This window comes from Streptomyces mangrovi (assembly GCF_900114215.1).
In the GTDB taxonomy this organism is placed as follows: Bacteria; Actinomycetota; Actinomycetes; order Streptomycetales; family Streptomycetaceae; genus Streptomyces; species Streptomyces barkulensis.
The window spans coordinates 1-19980 of sequence record NZ_FOSG01000001.1 but is presented as its reverse complement, the minus strand read 5'-3'; the positions used below and the strand labels follow the sequence as shown (position 1 = coordinate 19980).

The following is a 19980-nucleotide window of genomic DNA, read 5'->3' as shown; positions in this document are numbered from 1 at the left end:
CACTGGCCCGGCCACCAGGCACGGTCCCCAGCAGGAAGCAGAGAAGAACCGGTGACAGAAGCGATCCTCCTCGTCGGGGGCAGGGGAACCCGGCTGCGGCCGCTGACGGTCCACACCCCCAAGCCCATGGTCCCGGCGGCGGGAGTTCCCTTCCTCACCCACCAGTTGGCCCGTGCCCGCGCGGCCGGGGTGGAGCACGTGGTGCTCGCCACCTCCTACCTCGCCGAGGTCTTCGAGCCGTACTTCGGCGACGGGTCGGACCTGGGGCTCCACCTGGAGTACGTCACCGAGGAGGAGCCGCTGGGCACCGGCGGCGCCATCCGCAATGTCGCCTCCCGGCTCCACTGCGGCCCCGGCGACCCGGTACTGGTCTTCAACGGCGACATCCTCACCGGCCTCGACATCCGCGCCCTGGTGGAGACCCACACCTCCTCCGGCGCCGACGTCTCCCTCCATCTGACGAGGGTCGCGGACCCGCGAGCCTTCGGCCTGGTCCCCACCGACGCCGACGGCCGGGTCACCGCCTTCCTGGAGAAGCCGCAGACCCCCGAGGAGATCGTCACCGACCAGATCAACGCGGGCGCGTACGTCTTCGACCGGTCCGTGATCGACACCATCCCCGCCGGCCGCCCGGTCTCCGTCGAGCGTGAGACCTTCCCCGGGCTGCTCGCCGAGGGAGCCCAGCTGCGGGGCATGGTCGACTCCACCTACTGGCTCGACCTCGGCACCCCGCAGGCCTTCGTCCGCGGCTCGGCCGATCTGGTGCTCGGCCGCGCACCCTCCCCGGCCGTGCCCGGCCGCCGCGGCGAGCGGCTGGTGCTGGACGGCGCGGAGGTGGCCCCCGGAGCCAAGCTGACCGGCGGTACGGCGGTCGGCGCGGGTGCGGTGATCGCGGAGGGGGCCCGGGTGCACGGCAGCACGGTGCTGGACGGCGCGGTCGTCGGGCCGGGCGCCGTGGTGCGCGACTCGCTCGTCGGCACGGGGGCGCGCATAGGGGCGCGTACGGTGTTGGAGGGCGCGGTCATCGGAGACGGTGCGGTCGTGGGCGAGGACAACGAACTGCGCGACGGCATCCGGGTGTGGTGCGGCGCCCGCCTTGAGGCGGGCTCGGTCCGCTTCTCCTCCGACCGCTGACCCGGAGCGCCGAACCGTGACCGACTCCGACCCCGGCGACCTCGACAACCTCGACAGCCCCGGCCCCGTATCCGGCTCCTGCCCCGATCCCGCCCCCGCCGTCCGCCGCTGGGCCCCGCCGCGGCCGTTCGGGCCGCACGACCTGCGCCGCAATCTGCGGGTGCTCCGGCGCGGCCCGTACGACCCCGCCTACCGGGTGGCCGGCGGCGCGGTCTGGCGGGCCACCCGCACCCCCCTGGGCCCGGCCACACTGCGCGTCGCGCCGGACGCGGGCGCGGGCGAGGTGGTGGGCGAGGCGTGGGGACCGGGCGCCGAGTGGATCCTCGACCGCCTCCCGGCGCTGCTCGGCGCCGGCGACGACCCGTCGGCCTTCGTCCCCCGCCACCGGCTCGTGGCGGAGGCGCACCGCCGCCACCCCGGACTGCGGCTGGTGCGCACCGGACTGGTCCTGGAGTCGCTGATCCCCTCGATCCTGGAGCAGAAGGTCACCACGGACGAGGCGTACCGCGCCTGGCGACTGCTGCTGCGCCGCCACGGCGAGCCCGCGCCGGGCCCGCCCGGCCGGCTGCCGGAGCACATGTACGTGATGCCCGGGCCGCGCACCTGGGCGCTGATCCCCTCCTGGGAGTGGCACCGGGCCGGGGTGGACGACAAGCGCTCCTCGGCGATCCTGCGCGCGGTGGCACGCGCCCGGCGCATGGAGGAGGCCGCGCGCATGGAGGAGGCCGAGGCGGTGGCCCGCCTGACGGCGATCCCCGGCATCGGCCCGTGGACGGCGGCCGAGACCCTCCAGCGCGTCAGCGGCGCGGCGGACGCGGTGACGGTCGGCGACCTGCACCTGCCGGGGATCGTGGTCCACGCGCTCACCGGCGCGCGCGACGGTGACGACGCGCGGATGCTGGAACTGCTCGCCCCCTACGCGGGCCAGCGCCACCGCGCCACACGGCTGATCCTGGCCACCGGCCGCACCCCGCCCCGCCGCGCGCCGCGCTTCCCCCGCGGCGACATCGCACGCCTGTGACCGCTTCCGCTCCCGAAGCAGCGCGTCAGCGGACGACGGTGAAGTCCTCCGCCGGTCGCGGCGGGCGCGCCTTCGGCGGGACGGCGGGACGGCCCACGGCCACCGCGCCCATCGGATCCCAGCCGCCGGGCAGATCCAGCACCTCGCGCACCACGTCGCGGCAGAACATGGTGGACGACACCCACGCCGACCCCAGCCCCTCGCCCGCCAGGGCGACCAGCAGGTTCTGCACCCCGGCCCCGGCCGCGACCACGAACATCTCGCGCTCGGCGGCCGAGCGCCGCGCGTCCGGATAGTCGTGTGCCCCCTCGGTCACCAGGCACGGCACCACCAGATACGGCGCGTTCCGCAGCACGTCCCCGCGCCGGACCCGCTTCGCGACGCTCTCCTCGCCCTTCCCGTCGGCGCGCAGATCGGCGATCCACGCCTCCCGCATGGCGTCCAGCAGCCGGGTGCGGGAGGCGGCCGACTCCAGCAGGACGAAGCGCCACGGTGTCGTGTGGTGCGGCGCCGGGGCCGTGACCGCCGCCGCCACCGCCCGCCGCACCGCCGCGCCGTCCACCGGCTCGCCGGTGAACTCCCGCACGGTGCGCCGCAGCGTCACCGCCTCCCGTACGGCCTCGGAGACGCCCAGGCGGAACATGTCGTCGGCCGCCGCGCGGACCAGCGCCCGGGCTCCGGTCTCCGCGTTCTCCCCGCCCGCCCCGTGCTCCTCGCCCTCGTCCTCGCCGTCGGCCCCCTCCTCGGGGGAGTCCCACAGCACGTGCTGCGGCAGGCCCCGCACCACCGCGACCGGCAGTCCGTCGGCCTTGCCCTTCACCAGCTCCCCGGCCCCGGCCAGTTCGTCGCCGACGGCCGTGACCGTCACGCCCAGCGGGTTGCCGTACATGTCGGTGCCGCCGCGCAGGTCCTGAAGGACCCGGACCCCGGCGGCGCCGATCGCGACATCGGTCTGCCCCGTGCGCCACGGCCGCCCGAAGGTGTCGGTGACCACGACCCCGACCGTCACGCCCAGCAGTGCCCGCAGGCCCGCGCGGATCCGGCGCGCGGAGGCGTCCGGGTCCTCGGGCAGCAGCAGCACCGTCCCGGCCGGGGTGTTGGAGGCGTCCACCCCGGCGGCCGCCATCACGAAGCCGTGCCGGCTCTCGACGATCCGCGCCGGACCGCGCCGGGCGACCACCCGTACGGTCTCGGCGTCGATCGCGGCCTCCCGGTCGGTGGCCTCGACCACCCGTCCCTCGGCCTTGCTGACGATCTTCGACGTCACCACCAGCACGTCGCCGTGGGCCAGACCGGGCAGACCCGGGGCGGTGGCCGCGTCCGCGATCAGCTTCACCAGGTCGTCGCCGGGCCGCACTTCGGGAATCCCCGGCAGCGCCCACACCCGGTACGCCGGGGGAGTGTCCGCGCCGGTCACATCCGCACCTCCTCGGCGAGGGCGAGCGCCTCGCGCGCCATCCGGGCGGTGGCCCCGACGTCCGTCATCAGCAGCGGCACGGCCCGGCAGCGGATGCCCGCCGCCTCCACCCCGGGCACCGCGCCGGAGTCGGCGGTGTCCACCAGCCAGCCGTCCAGCAGCCCGGACCCGTAGTGCCCGGCCACCGCCGCGGCCGTGGTCTCCACACCGATGGCGGCCAGCATCCTGTCGGCCATCCCGCGCACCGGGGCGCCCCCGATGACGGGGGACAGGCCCACCACCGGCACCCCGGCGTCGGCGATCGCCTCGCGGATGCCGGGCACGGCGAGGATGGTGCCGATGCTGACCACCGGGTTGGACGGCGGGAAGAGGACCACGTCCGCCTCCGCGAGGGCCTCCAGCACGCCAGGAGCCGGCTTGGCCTGCTCGGCGCCCACCGGGAGCACCGCCTGCGCGGGCACCGAGGCCCGCAGCCGCACCCAGTACTCCTGGAAGTGCACGGCCTTGCGGCCGCCGTCCTCGGCCTCGATCACCACATGGGTCTCGACCCGGTCGTCGGTCATCGGCAGCAGCCGCACCCCCGGACGCCAGCGCGCGCACAGCGCCTCGGTGACGGCGCTGAGCGGATAGCCGGCGCCGATCATCTGGGTGCGCACGATGTGGGTGGCGAAGTCGCGGTCGCCCAGGCCGAACCAGTCGGGGCCGACACCGTACGCCGCCAGCTCCTCCTTCACGGTGAAGGTCTCGTCCGCGCGGCCCCAGCCCTGCTCCTCGTGGATGCCGCCTCCCAGGGTGTACATCACCGTGTCGAGGTCCGGGCAGACCTTGAGGCCGAACAGGTGGATGTCGTCGCCGGTGTTGCCGACGACCGTGATCTCGGCGTCGGGTGCGGCCTCCTTCAGTCCACGCAGGAAGCGGGCACCACCGATGCCCCCGGCCAGAACCACAATGCGCTGCATGCGGACAGTCTCTCAGTCCGGAGCCGGCCCGCCCGGCCGGGGCGTCAGCCCGGCAGCGGACTGCGGGGCGCGTCCGCTGCCGGGCTGACGCCCCGCTGTGCCGGAGCGCACGAGACGGCGTGCGGGGCGTGCATCGGCATCTCGGTGAGGCCGGGGAAGTACACGTGCAGGCTGACGGCCGGCTCGAGGGCGTCGTTGACGACCTCGTGGACGTAACCGGGCGCGAACACCCGCTGCGCGCCGGCGCCCAGCGCGCGCTCCCCGCTCGCGGTCCGCTCGGTCAGTTCGCCGTCCAGGACGGTGAGGACCCCGCAGGAGGGGCCGTGGCCGTGCGGTCCGCTGCCCTGGCCCGGCACCCAGCTCAGCAGCCAGACCTCGTAGCCGGGCCCGGTGCGCAGCCGGTGGTACCAGCGGGTGGAGGCGTCGTACCGCACCAGCGGGGCCCATGCGGTGCGGTCGGCGGCGATCGTACGGGCCAGGCCGGCGAAACCGGCGACGGTGGAGGGGTGTTCGGGGACGGGCGGCAGGAGATGGGGGACGGCGAGCGGGTCGCCGGCGATCTCGACATCACTGTTCACGGTGGAGAGTTCCTCTGGGGGCGCGGTCGGAGCGGGGAGGAGCGGAGCCCGGGGGGAGGCACCAGGGCCGGGAAGGGGAGGCGAGAGGGAGAGAGAGGAGAGGAGAGCGGGAGGCCGCGGCGGAAGGGTGCTTCCGCGCCACCGGCCGGCCACCGGCGGTCCCGGCCGTCCCGGCGACTCGGTGCGCCTCAAGAGCACCGGAGACCGGTGGACCTCAGGACTCGGGGGACCTCAGGGCCCGGGGAGCCTCGGAACCTCGACCCAGGACCTCAACGAAGGCAACAGCGACAGCGGGCCCGGGCAGCGCGAAGGGCCCCGCGGTGGCGGGCCGGGCTGAACGAGCGGATCGCTGGCATGACACCAAGGAGAACGGGTACCTCGTTCCGCTGTCAACCGGCCGTCAACCGGACGGCCCGTTTGGCAGGCGAGTTTCACCACTTCCGGTTGTCGGGGCCGGTGAAAGGTTTATGCGTGCCGGGAGCGGACAAGTGGCGCAACATCCGCACGTACAAACGTCGTTGTGGATCTGTGATCAGAGTGTGATCGAGATCGCTTCGGAGCGTGGAGGGCAACGCGGCCGGTCTCGGGCGCGTCCTTCCGGACGGGAGGGTCGGTTGGGCGAGATGTCCGATCCTGCTGTCATGGTTTGTGATGATTTAAACACTTAATGCAAGGGTTTGGTTCCGCAGAGTGAATAACGGACCCAATAGCAGATCTCGGCTTGACTCGCGTGGATGTACACACTTGTAATTTCACTCGTGTCGTTCGGCCGGGATCGATAACGACAGCATCACGGGGACGTAAAGACAGACGAGGGGCGCGCATGACCGAGCTGTTCGAACAACTGCTGGTCGAAGAGGCGGACGAGGAGCTCGGCTGGCAGGAGCGCGCGTTGTGCGCCCAGACCGACCCCGAGTCCTTCTTTCCGGAGAAGGGCGGTTCCACCAGAGAGGCCAAGAAGGTCTGCCTCGCCTGCGAGGTCCGCTCCGAGTGCCTCGAGTACGCCCTCGCCAACGACGAGCGCTTCGGCATCTGGGGCGGCCTGTCGGAGCGTGAGCGCCGCCGCCTGAAGAAGGCCGCCGTCTGACGGACCGACACCGCCCGTCCCCGCCCTCCCGGCGAAGGTTCGCACAACACCCCGGCCGTGCGGCCGCCTGACGAAGCGGCAGAAGAAGCAGAAGCGGCAGAAGCGGCAGAAGAAGAGACACGAGGAACCGGCGGACGAAACGGCACAGAACACCGCACGGACCACAGAGCACCCGATCCGCCCCCGCGCACCGCGCGGGGGCGGATCGCTGCGCGGGTATCCAGTACCCGGGACCCCGGACGCCGGGGCGCGTACAGCCATTAGTGTGGGGAGCCGTCCACGACGCGGCCGCCGAGCGCACGGCACCCGCGTCCAGCACACTTCCAGCAGTCCGACGCAGCAGCCTTCCGGGGGGCGACCCCCGGACCCCGGCCGGAGGGCCCCTACCCCGATGTCCGTGCACAGTCACCCGGCGGCCCAGTACGAGGCGGCCACAGCAGCGTTCGCCTCACCACGGCCCGAGGCCGACCCCGGCGGGCCGCCGGAGTTCCCCCGGCACGTCGTCACCGCCGTGCTCGTCTCCCACGACGGCGAGCGCTGGCTGCCCGACGCCCTGGCCGCGATCACCGGTCAGGAGCGGCCGGTGCAGGACGTGATCGCCGCCGACACCGGCAGCGCCGACGACTCCGCGCGGCTGGTCGCCGAGGCGCTCGGCCCCGACCGCGTACTGCACCTCGCCCGCCGCACCGGCTTCGGCGCGGCGGTCGGCGAGGCGGCCCGCACCGCGCCCGTCCTCGGCCCCGAGGACCTGCCCTACCTGAAGCGGCCCAGCGGCTGGGACCCGGTCACCCGGACCTGGCGCGACGACGCCTACGACATGCCCGAACTGCCCTACGGCGAACCCGTCCAGTGGCTGTGGCTGCTGCACGACGACTGCGCGCCCGCGCCGGACGCCCTCGCCGAACTGCTCCGCGTCGCCGACGCCGACGAGTCGGCCGCCGTCGTCGGCCCCAAGCTGCGCAGCTGGTACAACCGCCGGCAGTTGCTGGAGGTCGGCGTCTCCATCGCCGACAGCGGCCGGCGCTGGACCGGTCTGGACCGCCGGGAGCAGGACCAGGGCCAGCACGACCAGGTGCGGCAGGTGCTGTCCGTCTCCACCGCCGGCATGCTCATACGGCGCGACGTCTTCGAGCGGCTCGGCGGCTTCGACCGCTACCTGCCGCTGATGCGCGACGACGTGGACCTGTGCTGGCGGGCCCAGGCCGCCGGGTACCGGGTGCTCGTCGCGCCCGACGCCGTCGTCCGGCACGCCGAGGCGTCCTCCCGGGAGAGGCGGCCCATCGACTGCGTCGGGCGCTCGGTCGCCGGCCCGCACCGCGTGGACAAGGCGGGCGCGGTCTACACACTGCTCGTCAACGCTCCCGGGAAAAAGCTGCCCTGGGTCCTGCTGCGGCTGGTCGTCGGCACCCTGCTGAGGATGCTCGCCTATCTGGTCGGCAAGGTGCCCGGGCAGGCGCTCGACGAGTTCAGGGGGCTCATGGGCACCCTCCTGCGCCCCGAACGCGTCCTCGCCGCCCGGCGCAGGCGCGGCAGACCCGCGGTCGCGCACTCGGAGCTGCGCCCCCTCTTCCCGCCCCCGGGCGCGACCGTACGCGCCACAGCCGAGCAGGTGGCGGGCAGTCTCGCCCGGCGCTCCGACCCCGACGCCTCCTCCGGCGCGCGGCACGGCGCCGTCGAGACCGGGCCCGGCGACGACGACGCCGACTTCCTGGAGGTCGAGCAGTTCGCCCGGCTGAAGCGGATCGCCCGCAAGCCGGGGCCCGTGCTCTTCGCCGTGCTCCTCCTGGCCTCCCTGGCCGCCTGCCGCGACCTGCTGGGCGGCGGGGCACTGGCCGGCGGCGCACTGCTGCCCGCGCCCGGCTCCGCCGCCGAGCTGTGGTCGCGCCACCTGGAGACCTGGCAGCCGGTGGGCACCGGCGCCGCCGAGTCCGCACCGCCGTACCTGGCGGTCCTCGCCACGCTCGCCACCGTCTTCCTCGGCAGCACCGGGTTCACCCTCACCCTGCTGCTGGTCTGCTCGGTGCCGCTGGCCGGACTCACCGCCTACTTCGCCTCCCGGCCGCTGGTCGGCTCCCGGCTGCTGCGCGCCTGGGGCGCGGTCGCCTACGCCTTCCTGCCCGCCGTCACCGGCGCCCTGGCGGGCGGCCGGCTCGGCACCGCCGTGCTCGCGATCGTCCTGCCGCTGATGGCCCGGGCCGCGGTGGCGGCCTCGGGGCTGCGGACGACCGGGGACGGCCGGCCGGGCTGGCGCCCCGTGTGGGCCCTGACGCTGCTGCTCACCCTCACCACCGCCTTCACCCCCGTCGTCTGGCCGGTCGCCGCCGTACTCGCGCTGACCCTACTGGCCCTGCGGGCCCGGCAGCGCGCCCACACCGGGGCGTACGCGGTCCGCGCCGCCGTACTGCTGGTGGTGCCGATGGTGCTGCTGGCGCCGTGGTCGCTGGAACTGCTCACCAGCCCCTCGGCCTTCCTGCGCGAGGCGGGGCTGCCGTACGGCGAGGGCAGCGCCTCCGCCACCGGACTGCTGACCCTCGACCCCGGCGGGCCCGGGACGGTGGGCGGGATGCTCTTCGCCGGCGTCGTGCTCGCCGCCCTCGCCGCGCTGCTGCGCTCCGAGCGGCGCACCGCGATCCTGGCCGCCTGGGCCACCGCCCTGACCGGCCTGCTCTTCGCCGCGCTCACCGGCGGCTCCGGCTGGGCCGGACCCGCCACCCTCGTCTACGGCCTGGGCCTGCTGGCCGCGGCCGTACTCGGCGCCGAGGGCGCACGCGGCCGGGTCGCGGCCCAGAGCTTCGGCTGGCGGCAGCCGGTCGCGGCCCTGATCGGCCTCGCGGCCGCCGTGGCGCCCCTGGTGGCCGCCGCAGTCTGGATGGCGGCCGGCGCCGACGGACCGCTGTCGCGGCGCAGCCCGGTGCAGGTCCCGGCGTTCGTCGCCGAGGAGAGCGGCACCCGGGACCGGCCGCGCACCCTCGTCCTCGACGGGGACACCGGCGCCGGGAACGCCGGAAACAGCACCTCCTCCGCGGCGGCCCGGGTCTCGTACACCCTCGTCCGCGGCTCCGGCGCCCGGCTGGGCGACGGTGACACGGCCCGCGAGGCCGGGAGCGACCGGCGGCTGGACGAGATCGTCGCCAATCTGGTCGCGGGCTCCGGCGCCGACCAGGCCGAGCAGCTCAGCGGCTACGCCGTCCGCTACGTCCTGGTGCGCGACGGCGCGCCCCGCGAGATGAGCGCGGTGCTGGACGCGACCCCGGGGCTGTCCCGGCTCAGCCAGGAGGACGGCAGCGCGCTGTGGCGGGTGGACGCCCAGGTCGCCCGGATCACCGTCGTCCCCCCGAAGGAGAAGGGCGGCGCGGCGGCCGAAGCGGTGACCGTCGCGGCCGGGCCGGTCCGGGCGCGCACCGACGTCCCCGCCGGACCCGCCGGGCGGGTGCTGCGGATCGCCGACACCGCCGACCCCGGCTGGCGGGCCACGCTGGACGGGCGCCCGCTGAAGCCCGTCACCGTGGACGGCTGGGCGCAGGGATTCGAACTGCCCGCGCAGGGCGGCCGGCTGGAACTGGTCCACGAGACTTCCGTGACGCACACCGCATGGGTGTGGGCGCAGGGCTTCCTGATGCTGGTGGTGCTGGTCATGGCGCTGCCGGGACGTCGCCGGGAGATCGACGACGACCTGCCCGAGGCGGCCGAGACGGTACCGGCCCAGCCGGTGGAGGGCGAGGGCCGGCGGGCCCGCAGGCTGCGCGCGGCGCAGGAGGCGGCGGACGGTCCGCCGCCGGGGGCCGAACCGGGATCCGAGCCGGAACCGGCACCCGGACCGGAGTACGAGCCGGCCCCGCAGCCCCAGCCCTCGTACGCGCAGCAGCAGGGCTGGGACGGCTGGGACGGGCAGCGGTACGAGCAGTACGCCGGCCAGGGCGACCCGTACGTGCAGGGCGGGCGGCCTCCGCAGGGCGGCGCGTACGGCGACACGTACGACGGCGGCTCGCACGGCGGCGCGTACGGCGACACGTACGACGGCGGCTCGTACGGCCACGGCGCCCAGGACGGCACGACGTACGGCGACAGGAGCGACCGCGCATGAACCGCACCGCCCACTCACTGATCGGCGTGGTCGCCGCGCTGGCCGCCGTCACCGGCCTCGCGGCGCTGACCGCCCCCTCCGGCGAGCCCGCGGCCGGCCCCGCCGCCGCCCGGCTCCCCGTGGAACGCTCCACACTGGTGTGCCCGCAGCCGGCCTCCTCGGAGGTGGGCGAGACCACGTACACGGCCTACACCCCCAAGGGCGACACCGAGCGGAAGAGGAGCGCGGGGAACGGGGCCGGACTGCTGCCGGCCGGGAGCACCCTGGAAGGCGGCGGCCGCGGCGGCGAGGACGGGAAGGACGGGAAGGACGGGAAGGGGGACGACGGGCCCGACCCCGTCGTCCCCCTGGAGAAGCCCGGAGTCCCGGTCACCGCCGAGGCGGACAGCAGCGGCTCGCCGGCGCTGACCGGCTCGGCCGACGGAAGCCTCGCCCCCGGCTGGACGGTCCAGCAGACCACCCTCGTCACCGCGGGCACCGGCCGCGGGCTGCTGGGCGTGTCCTGCACCGCGCCCGGCACCGAGTTCTGGTTCCCCGGAGCGAGCACCGCGAAGTCGCGCCACGACTACATCCACCTGACCAACCCCGACGACGCCCCGGCCGTGGTCGACCTGGAGCTGTACGGCAAGGACGGCTCGGTGAAGACCGAGAGCGGCGAGGGCCTCAACGTCCCCGGCCGCTCCACGGTCCCCGTGCTGCTCTCCACGCTCTCGCGCGAGCCGGTCACCAACGTGGTCCTGCACGTGGTGGCGCGCAGCGGACGGATCGGGGCCCAGGTGCAGTCGCTCGACGAGAAGCTCGGCGGCGACTGGCTGCCGGCCTCCGCCGAATCCCGCGGCTCCCTGATCCTGCCGGGCATCCCGGCCGACGCCACCGCCGTACGTCTGGTCGCCTTCGCGCCCGGCGAGAAGGACGTGGACCTGAAGGTGCGGCTGGCCACCCCCACCGGCGCCATCACCCCCGCCGGCCAGGAGACCCTCCACGTCAGGAGCGGCACGACCGTCGCCGTTGACCTCGGCGACGTGACCAGGGGCGAGCCGGGTTCGCTGATCCTCTCCCCGGCCGAGGAGGGCGGCGGCGCCCGGGTCGTGGCGGCGCTGCGCGTACTGCGCGGCGAGGGGGCGCGGCAGGAGACGGCGTTCGTCCCCGCCACCGAGCCCGTCCGGGAGCGTGCGTCCGCGGCCGGTGGCGACGCGGGAGCGAAGAGCGGCGAGGACGGCGGTACGGTCCTGTCGCTGGTCGCCCCGGAGAAGGCCGCCAAGGTGCGGGTGACCGCGTCGGCGGGCAGCGGCGGCGGCGAACCGGTCAGCAGGACGTTCGACCTCAAGGCCGGCACCACCACGGCCGTCGACGACCTGCGGCCCGAGGGCGGGAAGGGGCGCTACGCGCTCACCGTCGAACGGCTGTCGGGCGGGACGGTGTACGCGGCCCGGACGCTGTCCCTGGAGGAGGACGGCATCCCGATGTTCACCGTGCAGACGCTCCCGGACGACCGGGGGACGGTGGCGGTGCCGCGGGCCGGGCAGGATTTGTCGGTGCTCGTCGACTGAGCGGGCGTACGGCGAGAAGGGCCCGGGTGGCGCCCCTCAGGGGGTGCGGCCCGGGCCCGTTCCGCTCCCGGCCGCCTTCAGTCCTGGCCGTAGCGCGGGTCGATCGACTCCGGGGCCAGCCCGAGGAGTTCGGCGACCTGCTCGACGACCACCTCGTGGACGAGCAGCGCCCGGTCGTCGCGCGTCCTGGCGCGCAGCTCGATGGGCCGCCGGTAGACGACGATGCGGTCGGGGCGGCCGTCCCGCGCGGCCGCGTACCGGCCGAGCGGCACGCTGTCCGGTCCGCCGAGCCAGCCGTCGATCCAGCCGTCGGGCCCGCTCCCGCCCCCCGGCGCGGCCGGCGGCACCTCCTGCACCACGAACTCCACCCCGGACAGCTGCGGCCACTGCCTCTCCAGCCGGTCGGCGGAGTCGCGCACCAGATCGTCGAAGGCGTCGGCGCGGCTCATGGCGAGCGGCACCTGGGGCGGCGCGATGGGGCCGCGCATGCCGCGTCCATGGCGATCCCGGCGACGCGGTCGCGGATCGGGCCGGCGGGGCGGTACGGGGTTGCTCATCACCTTGAGAGTAGCCGTCCGGAGGGCGCCGGGGAGCGGGGACGGCGCGACCCCGCACTTTCCGTGACGCACCTCCCGCACCGCCGGGCACGGCCGCGCGCCGTCGCCCACGGTCCGCACGCCGTCCCGCGCCCCCCGGCGCACGGGACGGCGTTCACCACCGGCCGCCGGAGACCGACCGGTTCTGTTCTCCACGTTTTTCCACGGTCTTCCCACGGTCCTGTTTCGGACAACTCCCCGATCGATGATCGCTCCTCGATGACGGAATCCGAACGAAGGGGTAACGGTGCCTATGTCCGGCTTCCGTCCCGCCGCCAACCGGACTTTTCCGGCCCGTGCCAGGTCAGCCGGTCCGCCGCCGTCCCGCGGGATCCCGGTGGGCCGGCACGACACAACAGGGTGACCTCCCGGAGAGTCGTCGCGGCCCGCTCAAGAGTGCGGTACCGTCCAACATCGTGAGCCCTGTACGTCGCTGTTCGCGCACCGCGTGCGGCCGCCCTGCCGTGGCGACGCTGACGTACGTCTACGCGGACTCGACGGCCGTCCTCGGCCCCCTCGCCACCTATGCCGAGCCCCACTGCTACGACCTGTGCTCGGAGCACTCGGAGCGGCTGACCGCCCCGCGCGGCTGGGAGGTCGTCCGCCTCGCCGTGGACGCGGGCCCCGCCCGCCCCAGCGGCGACGACCTCGAAGCCCTGGCCAACGCCGTCCGCGAGGCCGCCCGCACCCCGCAGCGCAGGAAGCCCGCCCCCACCGAGCAGCCCGGCTCCGGCGGTGTGCGCGAGACGGATCTGATGGAGGTGGCTCGACGTGGCCACCTGCGGGTACTGCGGTCCCCCGAGAACTGATCGCCCCGTTACATTTGGGGCGTCGCCAGATACTCCAGAAGGGGTGGACCGTGCCTGACCTGTCACACATCGTGAAGGCGTACGACGTACGTGGTGTGGTGCCCGACCAGTGGGACGAACCCCTCGCCGAACTGTTCGGCGCGGCGTTCGCGACGGTCACGGGCGCGAGCGCGATCGTGGTCGGACACGACATGCGCCCTTCCTCACCGGGCCTGTCGCGGGCCTTCGCCCGGGGAGCGGCCGCCCGCGGCGCCGACGTCACCGAGATCGGCCTGTGCTCCACCGACCAGCTCTACTTCGCCAGCGGCCGGCTCGGCCTGCCCGGCGCGATGTTCACCGCCAGCCACAACCCCGCCCGGTACAACGGCATCAAGATGTGCCGGGCCGGCGCCGCTCCCGTCGGCCAGGACACCGGCCTGGCCGACATCCGCGCACTGGTGGAGGAGTGGGCCGCCGCCGGGGCCCCCGAGCCGGCGGAGAAGCCGGGGACGATCACGCAGCGGGACGTGCTGGCCGACTACGCCGCCCATCTGCGCTCGCTGGTCGACCTCACCGCCGTCCGCCCGCTGAAGGTCGTCGTCGACGCGGGCAACGGCATGGGCGGCCACACCGTCCCCACCGTCCTCGACGGCCTGCCCGTCGAACTGGACGCGATGTACTTCGAACTCGACGGCACCTTCCCCAACCACGAGGCCAACCCGTTGGATCCGGCCAACATCGTCGACCTCCAGGCCCGGGTGCGGGAGACCGGCGCCGACATCGGCCTGGCCTTCGACGGCGACGCCGACCGCTGCTTCGTCGTCGACGAGCGCGGCGAACCCGTCTCCCCGTCGGCGATCACCGCCCTGGTCGCGGAGCGCGAGCTGGCCAAGCACCCCGGCTCCACCGTGATCCACAACTGCATCACCTCCTGGTCCGTCCCCGAGGTCGTCAAGGAGGCCGGCGGCGCCCCGGTGCGCACCCGGGTGGGCCACTCCTTCATCAAGGAGGAGATGGCGCGCACCGGCGCGGTCTTCGGCGGAGAGCACTCGGCGCACTACTACTTCCGCGACTTCTGGAACGCCGACACCGGCATGCTCGCCGCCCTCCACGTCCTGGCCGCGCTCGGCGGGCAGCGGAGAACCCTGTCGGAACTGGTCGCCCGGTACGACCGCTACGCCGCCTCCGGCGAGATCAACAGCACCGTCGAGGACCAGGCCGGGCGCGCCGCCGCGGTGAAGGCCGCCTACTCCGGCCGCGAGGACCTGACGCTGGACGAGCTGGACGGCCTGACGGTCACGGCGCCGGACTGGTGGTTCAACCTCCGTCCCTCCAACACCGAGCCGCTGCTGCGCCTGAACGTCGAGGCGCGTGACGCGGAGACGGCCGCCAGGGTCCGCGACGAGGTGCTGGCGATCGTCCGCGCCTGACGGCCGGCGCCGCCGGGCACCGCACGGCGGCGCCGGAACCGGCCACCGGTCCCGGCGCCACCGTGCGGCCCGCGGCGGCGACCCGCGGCCCGGCCCGACGGGCCGCCGCCACGGCACCCGCCGACGGAGAGCGGTCTCCCGGCGGTACGCTGACCGCACGACAGCACCACAAAGCAGCACAGCACCCGCCCCGAAGGGACGCACCCCATGCCGCTCGAAGCCGGTCTCCTGGAGATCCTCGCCTGCCCGGCGTGCCACTCCCCCCTCCACGAGGAGGGCGACGAACTGGTCTGCGAGGGCAGCGAGTGCGAACTGGCGTACCCCGTCCGGGACGGCATCCCCGTCCTCCTCGTCGACGAGGCACGCCGTCCCGCCTGAGCACGACCGCCCCCGGCGACCGGAGAGGCCGCACATGCTGGACGAGACCCTGCTCGACGCCCCCGACGCCCTGGCCGGAGCCGACACCCACGGCCTGCTGCGCGGGGCCGCCGCCTCCGGCGCCCGCGCCCGTACGGCCCTGCGGCACGCCACCGAGGCGGGCCTGACCGAACTGCGTCCCGACGGCCGTCCCCGCGCCATCCTGGTCGCGGGCACCGGACCGGCCGTCGCCTGCGTCGCCGACCTCCTCGCGGCCTTCGGCAACGGAGCCGTACCCGTCACCCTGCTCCACCCCGCGGGCTCCCTCCCCGACCCCGGCGCACTGCGCTGGACGCTGCCCGGCTGGGCCGGTCCGCTGGACCTGCTGCTGCTCGCCACCCCGGACGGCCACGAGGGCGGCCTGACCGCACTCGCCGAGCAGGCGTACCGCCGGGGCTGCACCGTCGTCTCCGTCAGCCCCGCCCCCGCCCCGCTGGCCGAGGCGACCATCCAGGCCCGCGGTCTGGCCGTACCGCTGGCCGAGGTGCCCGGCGAACACTACGAGGGCCCCGACCCGCGCGACGCCTACGAGCGGCAGGCCCCGGCCCCGCCCGCCGCCCCCGGCCTTCTGTGGGCGCTGCTCACCCCGCTCCTCGCCCTGGCCGACCGGCTCGGCCTGGCCGCCGCCGGCCCCGAAGGGCTGGCCGCGCTCGCCGACCGCCTCGATCAGGTCGCCGAGCGGTGCGGCCCCGCCGCCGCCACCTACGGCAACCCCGCCAAGACCCTGGCCGTGGAGCTCTCCGACGCGCTGCCGCTGCTGTGGAGCGAGGGCACCGTCGCGGCCGCCGCCGCCCGCCACTTCGCCACCACCCTCACCTCGCTCGCCGGCCGCCCGGTGCTGGCCGCCCTCCTTCCGGAGGCGCTCACCGCACACGGCGCTCTGCTGACCGGCTCCTTCGCGGGCGCGGAGGACACCGACGACTTCTTCCGGGACAGAGTGGAGGAGCACGAGGCGATGCGCGCCCGGATCGTCCTGCTGCGCGAGGGCCCCCCGGCCGCCCACTCCGCCGCCGTCGCCGCCCGCGACCTGGCGTACGGGCACGGCACCCCGGTCAGCGAACTGGAGCCGGCCGAGGGCAGCACCCCGCTCGAAGCCACCGCCGAACTACTGGCCACCGTGGACTTCGCCGCCGTCTACCTCGCGCTCGCCGGCGGCGAGCGGCGCTGACGGGGACGCCCGGGCCGCCGGAACAGTCGGAGCCGTCGGAGCCCGGACGACGAGGTCCGGGCCCGGAACCAAGGACCCTAGGACCCAAGGACACCATCCCGCATGGACCTCCTCACCAACACCGTGCGCCCCTACGCCTGGGGCTCCACCACCGCCATCCCCGAACTGCTCGGCACCGAGCCCACCGGCGAACCGCAGGCCGAGCTGTGGATGGGAGCCCACCCCGGCGCGCCGTCGAGGATCGACCGCGGAGGCGGGACGGCCCTGTCGGAGGCGATCGCGGCCGACCCCGAGGGCGAACTGGGCCCGGCGGTCGTCGAGGCGTTCGGACCGCGGCTGCCGTTCCTGCTCAAGGTGCTGGCGGCCGCCTCCCCGCTCTCCCTCCAGGTGCACCCCGACCTCGCCCAGGCCAGGGAGGGCTTCGCCGACGAGGAGGAGCGGGGCATTCCGGCCGACGCCCCGCACCGCAACTACAAGGACGCCAACCACAAGCCCGAACTCGTCTGCGCCCTCACGCCCTTCACCGGCCTGTGCGGCTTCCGCGCCCCCGCCCAGGCCGCCGACCTGCTGGAGGCCCTGGACGTCGGCGGCCTCAAGCCGTACGCGGACATCCTGCGCGCCCGGCCCGAGGACGAGGCACTGAGCGAGGTGCTGACCGCCGTGCTCTCCGCCGACCGGGAGGCGATCGCCGAGACCGTCGCCGCGGCCGCCGCGGCGGCACGGCGACTGGCGGCCGGGGAGGGGCCGTACGCCCGGGAGTACGCCGCCTACGCCGGTATCGCCGGCCACTACCCCGGTGATCCGGGCGTCCTGGCCGCGATGCTGCTCAACGTCGTGCACCTGGAGCCGGGCGAAGCCCTCTACCTCGGCGCCGGCGTCCCGCACGCCTACCTCGGCGGCCTGGGCGTGGAGTTGATGGCCAACTCCGACAACGTGCTGCGCTGCGGTCTGACCCCCAAGCACGTGGACGTCCCCGAACTGCTGCGCGTCGTCCGCTTCGAGCCGATGGAGCCGGAGGTGCTGAGGCCGCGCACCACGTCCGCGGGCGAGGAGGTGTACGCGGCGCCCGTCGACGAGTTCCGGCTCTCCCGGTACGTTCTGGCGCCCGGCTCCGAGCCGCACGACCTGGACGACCGAACCCCCCAGATCCTGCTGTGCACGGAAGGGGAGATCACCCTGCGGGAAGTGACCGCGGGCGGCGCGGGCGGCGAACTCGCCCTTCCCCGGGGCCGGTCGGCCTTCGTACGGGCGGGCGAGCGCGTCGCGGTCCTCGGCAGCGGTACTCTCTTCCGCGCGACCGTGGCCGTATGACCGCGATGTGACCGCACCACCGCACCGCGAGGCCAGGGGGCCCCGGGCGCGGGAACAAGCCCTGCCGTCTTCCCAGGAGAGCCGACCTTCATGAGTGCATCAGGCGGAACCAAGGCGATCGTCGCCGCGCTGGGCGCCAATCTGTCCATCGCCGTGGCCAAGTTCGTGGCGTTCGCCTTCAGCGGCTCCTCGTCGATGCTCGCCGAGGGCGTCCACTCCGTCGCCGACTCGGGCAATCAGGCACTGCTGCTGCTCGGCCACAAGAAGGCGAAGAGGAAGGCGAGCGAGGAGCACCCCTTCGGATACGGGCGCGAGCGCTACATCTACTCCTTCCTCGTGGCCATCGTCCTGTTCTCGGTCGGCGGCCTCTTCGCCCTCTACGAGGGCTACGAGAAGATCAGACACCCGCACGAACTCTCCCACTGGTACTGGCCGGTGGGCGTCCTGGTCTTCGCGATCATCGCCGAGATCTTCTCCTTCCGGACCGCGATCAAGGAGTCCAACGAGATCCGCGGCACGCAGTCGTGGACGGCGTTCGTCCGGCGGGCCAAGGCGCCCGAACTGCCGGTCGTGCTCCTGGAGGACCTCGGCGCCCTGGTCGGCCTCATCCTGGCCCTGGCCGGCGTCGGCCTGGCGCTCCTGACCGGCGACCCGGTCTGGGACGGCATCGGCACCATCTGCATCGGTGTGCTGCTCGTCGTCATCGCGATCGTCCTCGCCGTGGAGACCAAGTCCCTGCTGCTGGGCGAGTCCGCCGACCCGGAGGCGCTCGGGAAGATCCGCGAGGCGATCGTCGACGGCGAACGGGTCACCCGGATCATCCACATGCGCACGCTCCACCTCGGTCCGGACGAGCTGCTGGTCGCCGCCAAGATCGCGGTGGAGAGCCACGAGTCGGCGGCCGAGGTCGCCCGCGCGATCGACGAGGCCGAGCACCGCATCCGCGCGGCGGTCCCGATCGCCCGCGTGATCTACCTGGAGCCGGATATATACCGGGCGGACGAGCCGAAGGACGCCGCCGCCAAGGCGCTCTGAGCGGCGGCACGGCGACGCCGGTACGGCGAGCGGCCCGGGACGACGGATCTCGTCCCGGGCCGCTCGCCGTACCGCGGCCGCCCCCGCTCCCATGGCCGGAATCCCACGGTGCCGCCCGGTGCCTACAACCCTGTCCCGTCCCTGCCCCGTCCCCGTCCCGTCCGTGCGACGCACCGAGCGTGTAGCCTCGGGAAGGCACAGACGTCGCTGCTGATGGCGGTCGGGCGGCCAGCACGGGCCGGCCGAGGGAGAGAGGGCCTCCGACGGACTGCGCTGCGGCCAGGGGACACGTACGTTCGTATGGTGCGTACGGTGACGACGGCACATGACGGCGGACCGCCGGGGTGCCCGTCTCCCGTGCGCCTGTCCGCTGCCGCAGACCAGCCAGCCGTACCACCTCGACCGATTCCGAGGAGCAGCTCTCATATGACGACGACCGACGCGTCCACCGGCGCATCGACCGACGCGACCGCCACTTCGACCGGCGTTTCGACCGGCACAGCACGGGACTTCAAGGTGGCGGATCTGTCCCTGGCGGCGTTCGGCCGCAAGGAGATCACGCTGGCCGAGCACGAGATGCCCGGTCTGATGGCCATCCGCCGCGAGTACGCCGCTTCCCGGCCGCTGGCCGGGGCGCGGATCACCGGGTCGCTGCACATGACGGTGCAGACGGCCGTGCTGATCGAGACGCTGGTGGCGCTGGGCGCGCGGGTGCGCTGGGCGTCCTGCAACATCTTCTCCACCCAGGACCACGCCGCCGCCGCGGTCGCGGTCGGTCCGGACGGCACGCCCGAGGAGCCGCGGGGGGTGCCGGTCTTCGCCTGGAAGGGGGAGACGCTCCAGGAGTACTGGTGGTGCACCGAGCAGGCGCTGACCTGGCCGGGTGAGCCGACCGGCGGGCCGAACATGATCCTGGACGACGGTGGGGACGCCACGCTGCTGGTGCACAAGGGGGTGGAGTACGAGAAGGCCGGTGCGGTGCCGGACGTCTCCACGGCCGAGTCCGAGGAGCACGCGGTCATCCTGGGGCTGCTGGCCCGCACCCTGGCCGAGCGGCCGGGCAAGTGGACGGCGCTGGCGTCGGAGATCCGGGGGGTGACGGAGGAGACCACCACCGGGGTGCACCGGCTGTACGAGATGCGGCGTGATGGGGTGCTGCTGTTCCCGGCGATCAACGTCAACGACTCGGTGACGAAGTCGAAGTTCGACAACAAGTACGGCTGCCGGCACTCGCTGATCGATGGGATCAACCGGGCCACCGACACCCTGATCGGTGGCAAGGTGGCGGTGGTGTGCGGCTACGGGGACGTGGGCAAGGGGTGCGCGGAGTCGCTGCGCGGGCAGGGTGCGCGGGTGATCGTCACCGAGATCGATCCGATCTGCGCGCTGCAGGCGGCGATGGACG

General features: G+C 74.5%; 16 protein-coding genes. 12 read left to right on the top strand and 4 right to left on the bottom strand.

Translation table 11 applies throughout. From position 1 onward, the window contains the following. Positions 1–51: 51 nt before the first annotated feature. Both manB and BM237_RS00080 read left to right on the top strand, forming a co-directional pair. Positions 52–1134, top strand: a complete 1083-nt coding sequence (gene manB / locus BM237_RS00085; protein WP_093846446.1) for a mannose-1-phosphate guanylyltransferase — start codon at positions 52–54, stop codon at positions 1132–1134. A 142-nt stretch (positions 1135–1276) separates the two neighbouring features. Next, positions 1277–2155 carry a DNA-3-methyladenine glycosylase family protein gene (locus tag BM237_RS00080; RefSeq protein WP_093847288.1) on the top strand — a complete coding sequence of 293 codons (879 nt, stop codon included), beginning with the start codon at positions 1277–1279 and terminating at the stop codon, positions 2153–2155. 25 nt (positions 2156–2180) lie between these two features. Here BM237_RS00080 and BM237_RS00075 read toward each other — a convergent pair whose 3' ends face one another. The 3 genes from BM237_RS00075 to BM237_RS00065 are packed head-to-tail and all read right to left on the bottom strand — an operon-like array spanning position 2181 to position 5109. Next, entirely contained in the window at positions 2181–3572 is a 1392-nt protein-coding gene (locus BM237_RS00075) for a coenzyme F420-0:L-glutamate ligase (protein ID WP_093846444.1), read from the bottom strand. Continuing rightward, the gene (gene cofD, locus BM237_RS00070; RefSeq protein WP_093846442.1) at positions 3569–4531 is read right to left on the bottom strand and encodes a 2-phospho-L-lactate transferase; all 963 of its coding nucleotides are present in this window, start codon (positions 4529–4531) and stop codon (positions 3569–3571) included. Before cofD ends, BM237_RS00075 begins: the two co-directional genes overlap by 4 nt. Before the next feature lie 44 nt (positions 4532–4575). Then, positions 4576–5109 (bottom strand): cysteine dioxygenase, encoded by a 534-nt coding sequence (locus BM237_RS00065; protein ID WP_093846441.1) that lies wholly within the window; start codon positions 5107–5109, stop codon positions 4576–4578. A gap of 823 nt (positions 5110–5932) precedes the next feature. On the opposite strand from BM237_RS00065, the gene BM237_RS00055 reads away from it, so the two are divergent. The 3 genes from BM237_RS00055 (at position 5933) to BM237_RS00045 (ending at position 11830) form a co-directional block, all read left to right on the top strand. Then, positions 5933–6196, top strand: a complete 264-nt coding sequence (locus tag BM237_RS00055; RefSeq protein ID WP_003950432.1) for a WhiB family transcriptional regulator — start codon at positions 5933–5935, stop codon at positions 6194–6196. A 391-nt stretch (positions 6197–6587) separates the two neighbouring features. After that, positions 6588–10280 (top strand): glycosyltransferase, encoded by a 3693-nt coding sequence (locus tag BM237_RS00050; RefSeq protein WP_093846439.1) that lies wholly within the window; start codon positions 6588–6590, stop codon positions 10278–10280. After that, positions 10277–11830 (top strand): DUF5719 family protein, encoded by a 1554-nt coding sequence (locus tag BM237_RS00045; RefSeq protein ID WP_093846437.1) that lies wholly within the window; start codon positions 10277–10279, stop codon positions 11828–11830. The genes BM237_RS00050 and BM237_RS00045 overlap by 4 nt, the downstream gene beginning before the upstream one ends. A gap of 77 nt (positions 11831–11907) precedes the next feature. On the opposite strand, the gene BM237_RS00040 is transcribed toward BM237_RS00045, so the two are convergent. Next, positions 11908–12387 (bottom strand): metallopeptidase family protein, encoded by a 480-nt coding sequence (locus BM237_RS00040; protein ID WP_093847286.1) that lies wholly within the window; start codon positions 12385–12387, stop codon positions 11908–11910. 452 nt (positions 12388–12839) lie between these two features. On the opposite strand from BM237_RS00040, the gene BM237_RS00035 reads away from it, so the two are divergent. The 7 genes from BM237_RS00035 to BM237_RS00005 form a co-directional block, all read left to right on the top strand. Beyond that, a complete protein-coding gene (locus tag BM237_RS00035; protein WP_237880924.1) occupies positions 12840–13235 on the top strand; it encodes a DUF3499 domain-containing protein in 396 nt (131 codons plus the stop codon). A gap of 50 nt (positions 13236–13285) precedes the next feature. Continuing rightward, positions 13286–14644, top strand: a complete 1359-nt coding sequence (locus BM237_RS00030; protein WP_093846433.1) for a phosphomannomutase/phosphoglucomutase — start codon at positions 13286–13288, stop codon at positions 14642–14644. A 207-nt stretch (positions 14645–14851) separates the two neighbouring features. Next, positions 14852–15022, top strand: a complete 171-nt coding sequence (locus BM237_RS00025) for a Trm112 family protein (RefSeq protein WP_093846431.1) — start codon at positions 14852–14854, stop codon at positions 15020–15022. Between the two features lie 34 nt (positions 15023–15056). Further along, complete coding sequence (locus BM237_RS00020) at positions 15057–16229, top strand: SIS domain-containing protein (protein ID WP_093846429.1); 1173 nt, start codon at positions 15057–15059, stop codon at positions 16227–16229. A gap of 102 nt (positions 16230–16331) precedes the next feature. Beyond that, complete coding sequence (manA, locus tag BM237_RS00015) at positions 16332–17540, top strand: mannose-6-phosphate isomerase, class I (RefSeq protein ID WP_093846427.1); 1209 nt, start codon at positions 16332–16334, stop codon at positions 17538–17540. 90 nt (positions 17541–17630) lie between these two features. Then, positions 17631–18575 (top strand): cation diffusion facilitator family transporter, encoded by a 945-nt coding sequence (locus tag BM237_RS00010; protein WP_093846425.1) that lies wholly within the window; start codon positions 17631–17633, stop codon positions 18573–18575. A 426-nt stretch (positions 18576–19001) separates the two neighbouring features. Continuing rightward, positions 19002–19980 (top strand): adenosylhomocysteinase (locus tag BM237_RS00005; protein ID WP_093846422.1); only part of this gene is annotated, 979 nt, incomplete at its 3' end.

Excerpts from the sequence above, each read along its gene's own strand:
- BM237_RS00045 (WP_093846437.1), top strand. The coding sequence starts at position 10,277 with ATGAACCGCACCGCCCACTCACTGATCGGCGTGGTCGCCGCGCTGGCC.
- BM237_RS00025 (WP_093846431.1), top strand. The coding sequence starts at position 14,852 with ATGCCGCTCGAAGCCGGTCTCCTGGAGATCCTCGCCTGCCCGGCGTGC.
- manA (WP_093846427.1), top strand. The coding sequence starts at position 16,332 with ATGGACCTCCTCACCAACACCGTGCGCCCCTACGCCTGGGGCTCCACC.
- BM237_RS00040 (WP_093847286.1), bottom strand. The coding sequence starts at position 12,387 with ATGAGCAACCCCGTACCGCCCCGCCGGCCCGATCCGCGACCGCGTCGC.
- cofD (WP_093846442.1), bottom strand. The coding sequence starts at position 4,531 with ATGCAGCGCATTGTGGTTCTGGCCGGGGGCATCGGTGGTGCCCGCTTC.
- BM237_RS00020 (WP_093846429.1), top strand. The coding sequence starts at position 15,057 with ATGCTGGACGAGACCCTGCTCGACGCCCCCGACGCCCTGGCCGGAGCC.
- BM237_RS00010 (WP_093846425.1), top strand. The coding sequence starts at position 17,631 with ATGAGTGCATCAGGCGGAACCAAGGCGATCGTCGCCGCGCTGGGCGCC.
- BM237_RS00055 (WP_003950432.1), top strand. The coding sequence starts at position 5,933 with ATGACCGAGCTGTTCGAACAACTGCTGGTCGAAGAGGCGGACGAGGAG.
- BM237_RS00050 (WP_093846439.1), top strand. The coding sequence starts at position 6,588 with ATGTCCGTGCACAGTCACCCGGCGGCCCAGTACGAGGCGGCCACAGCA.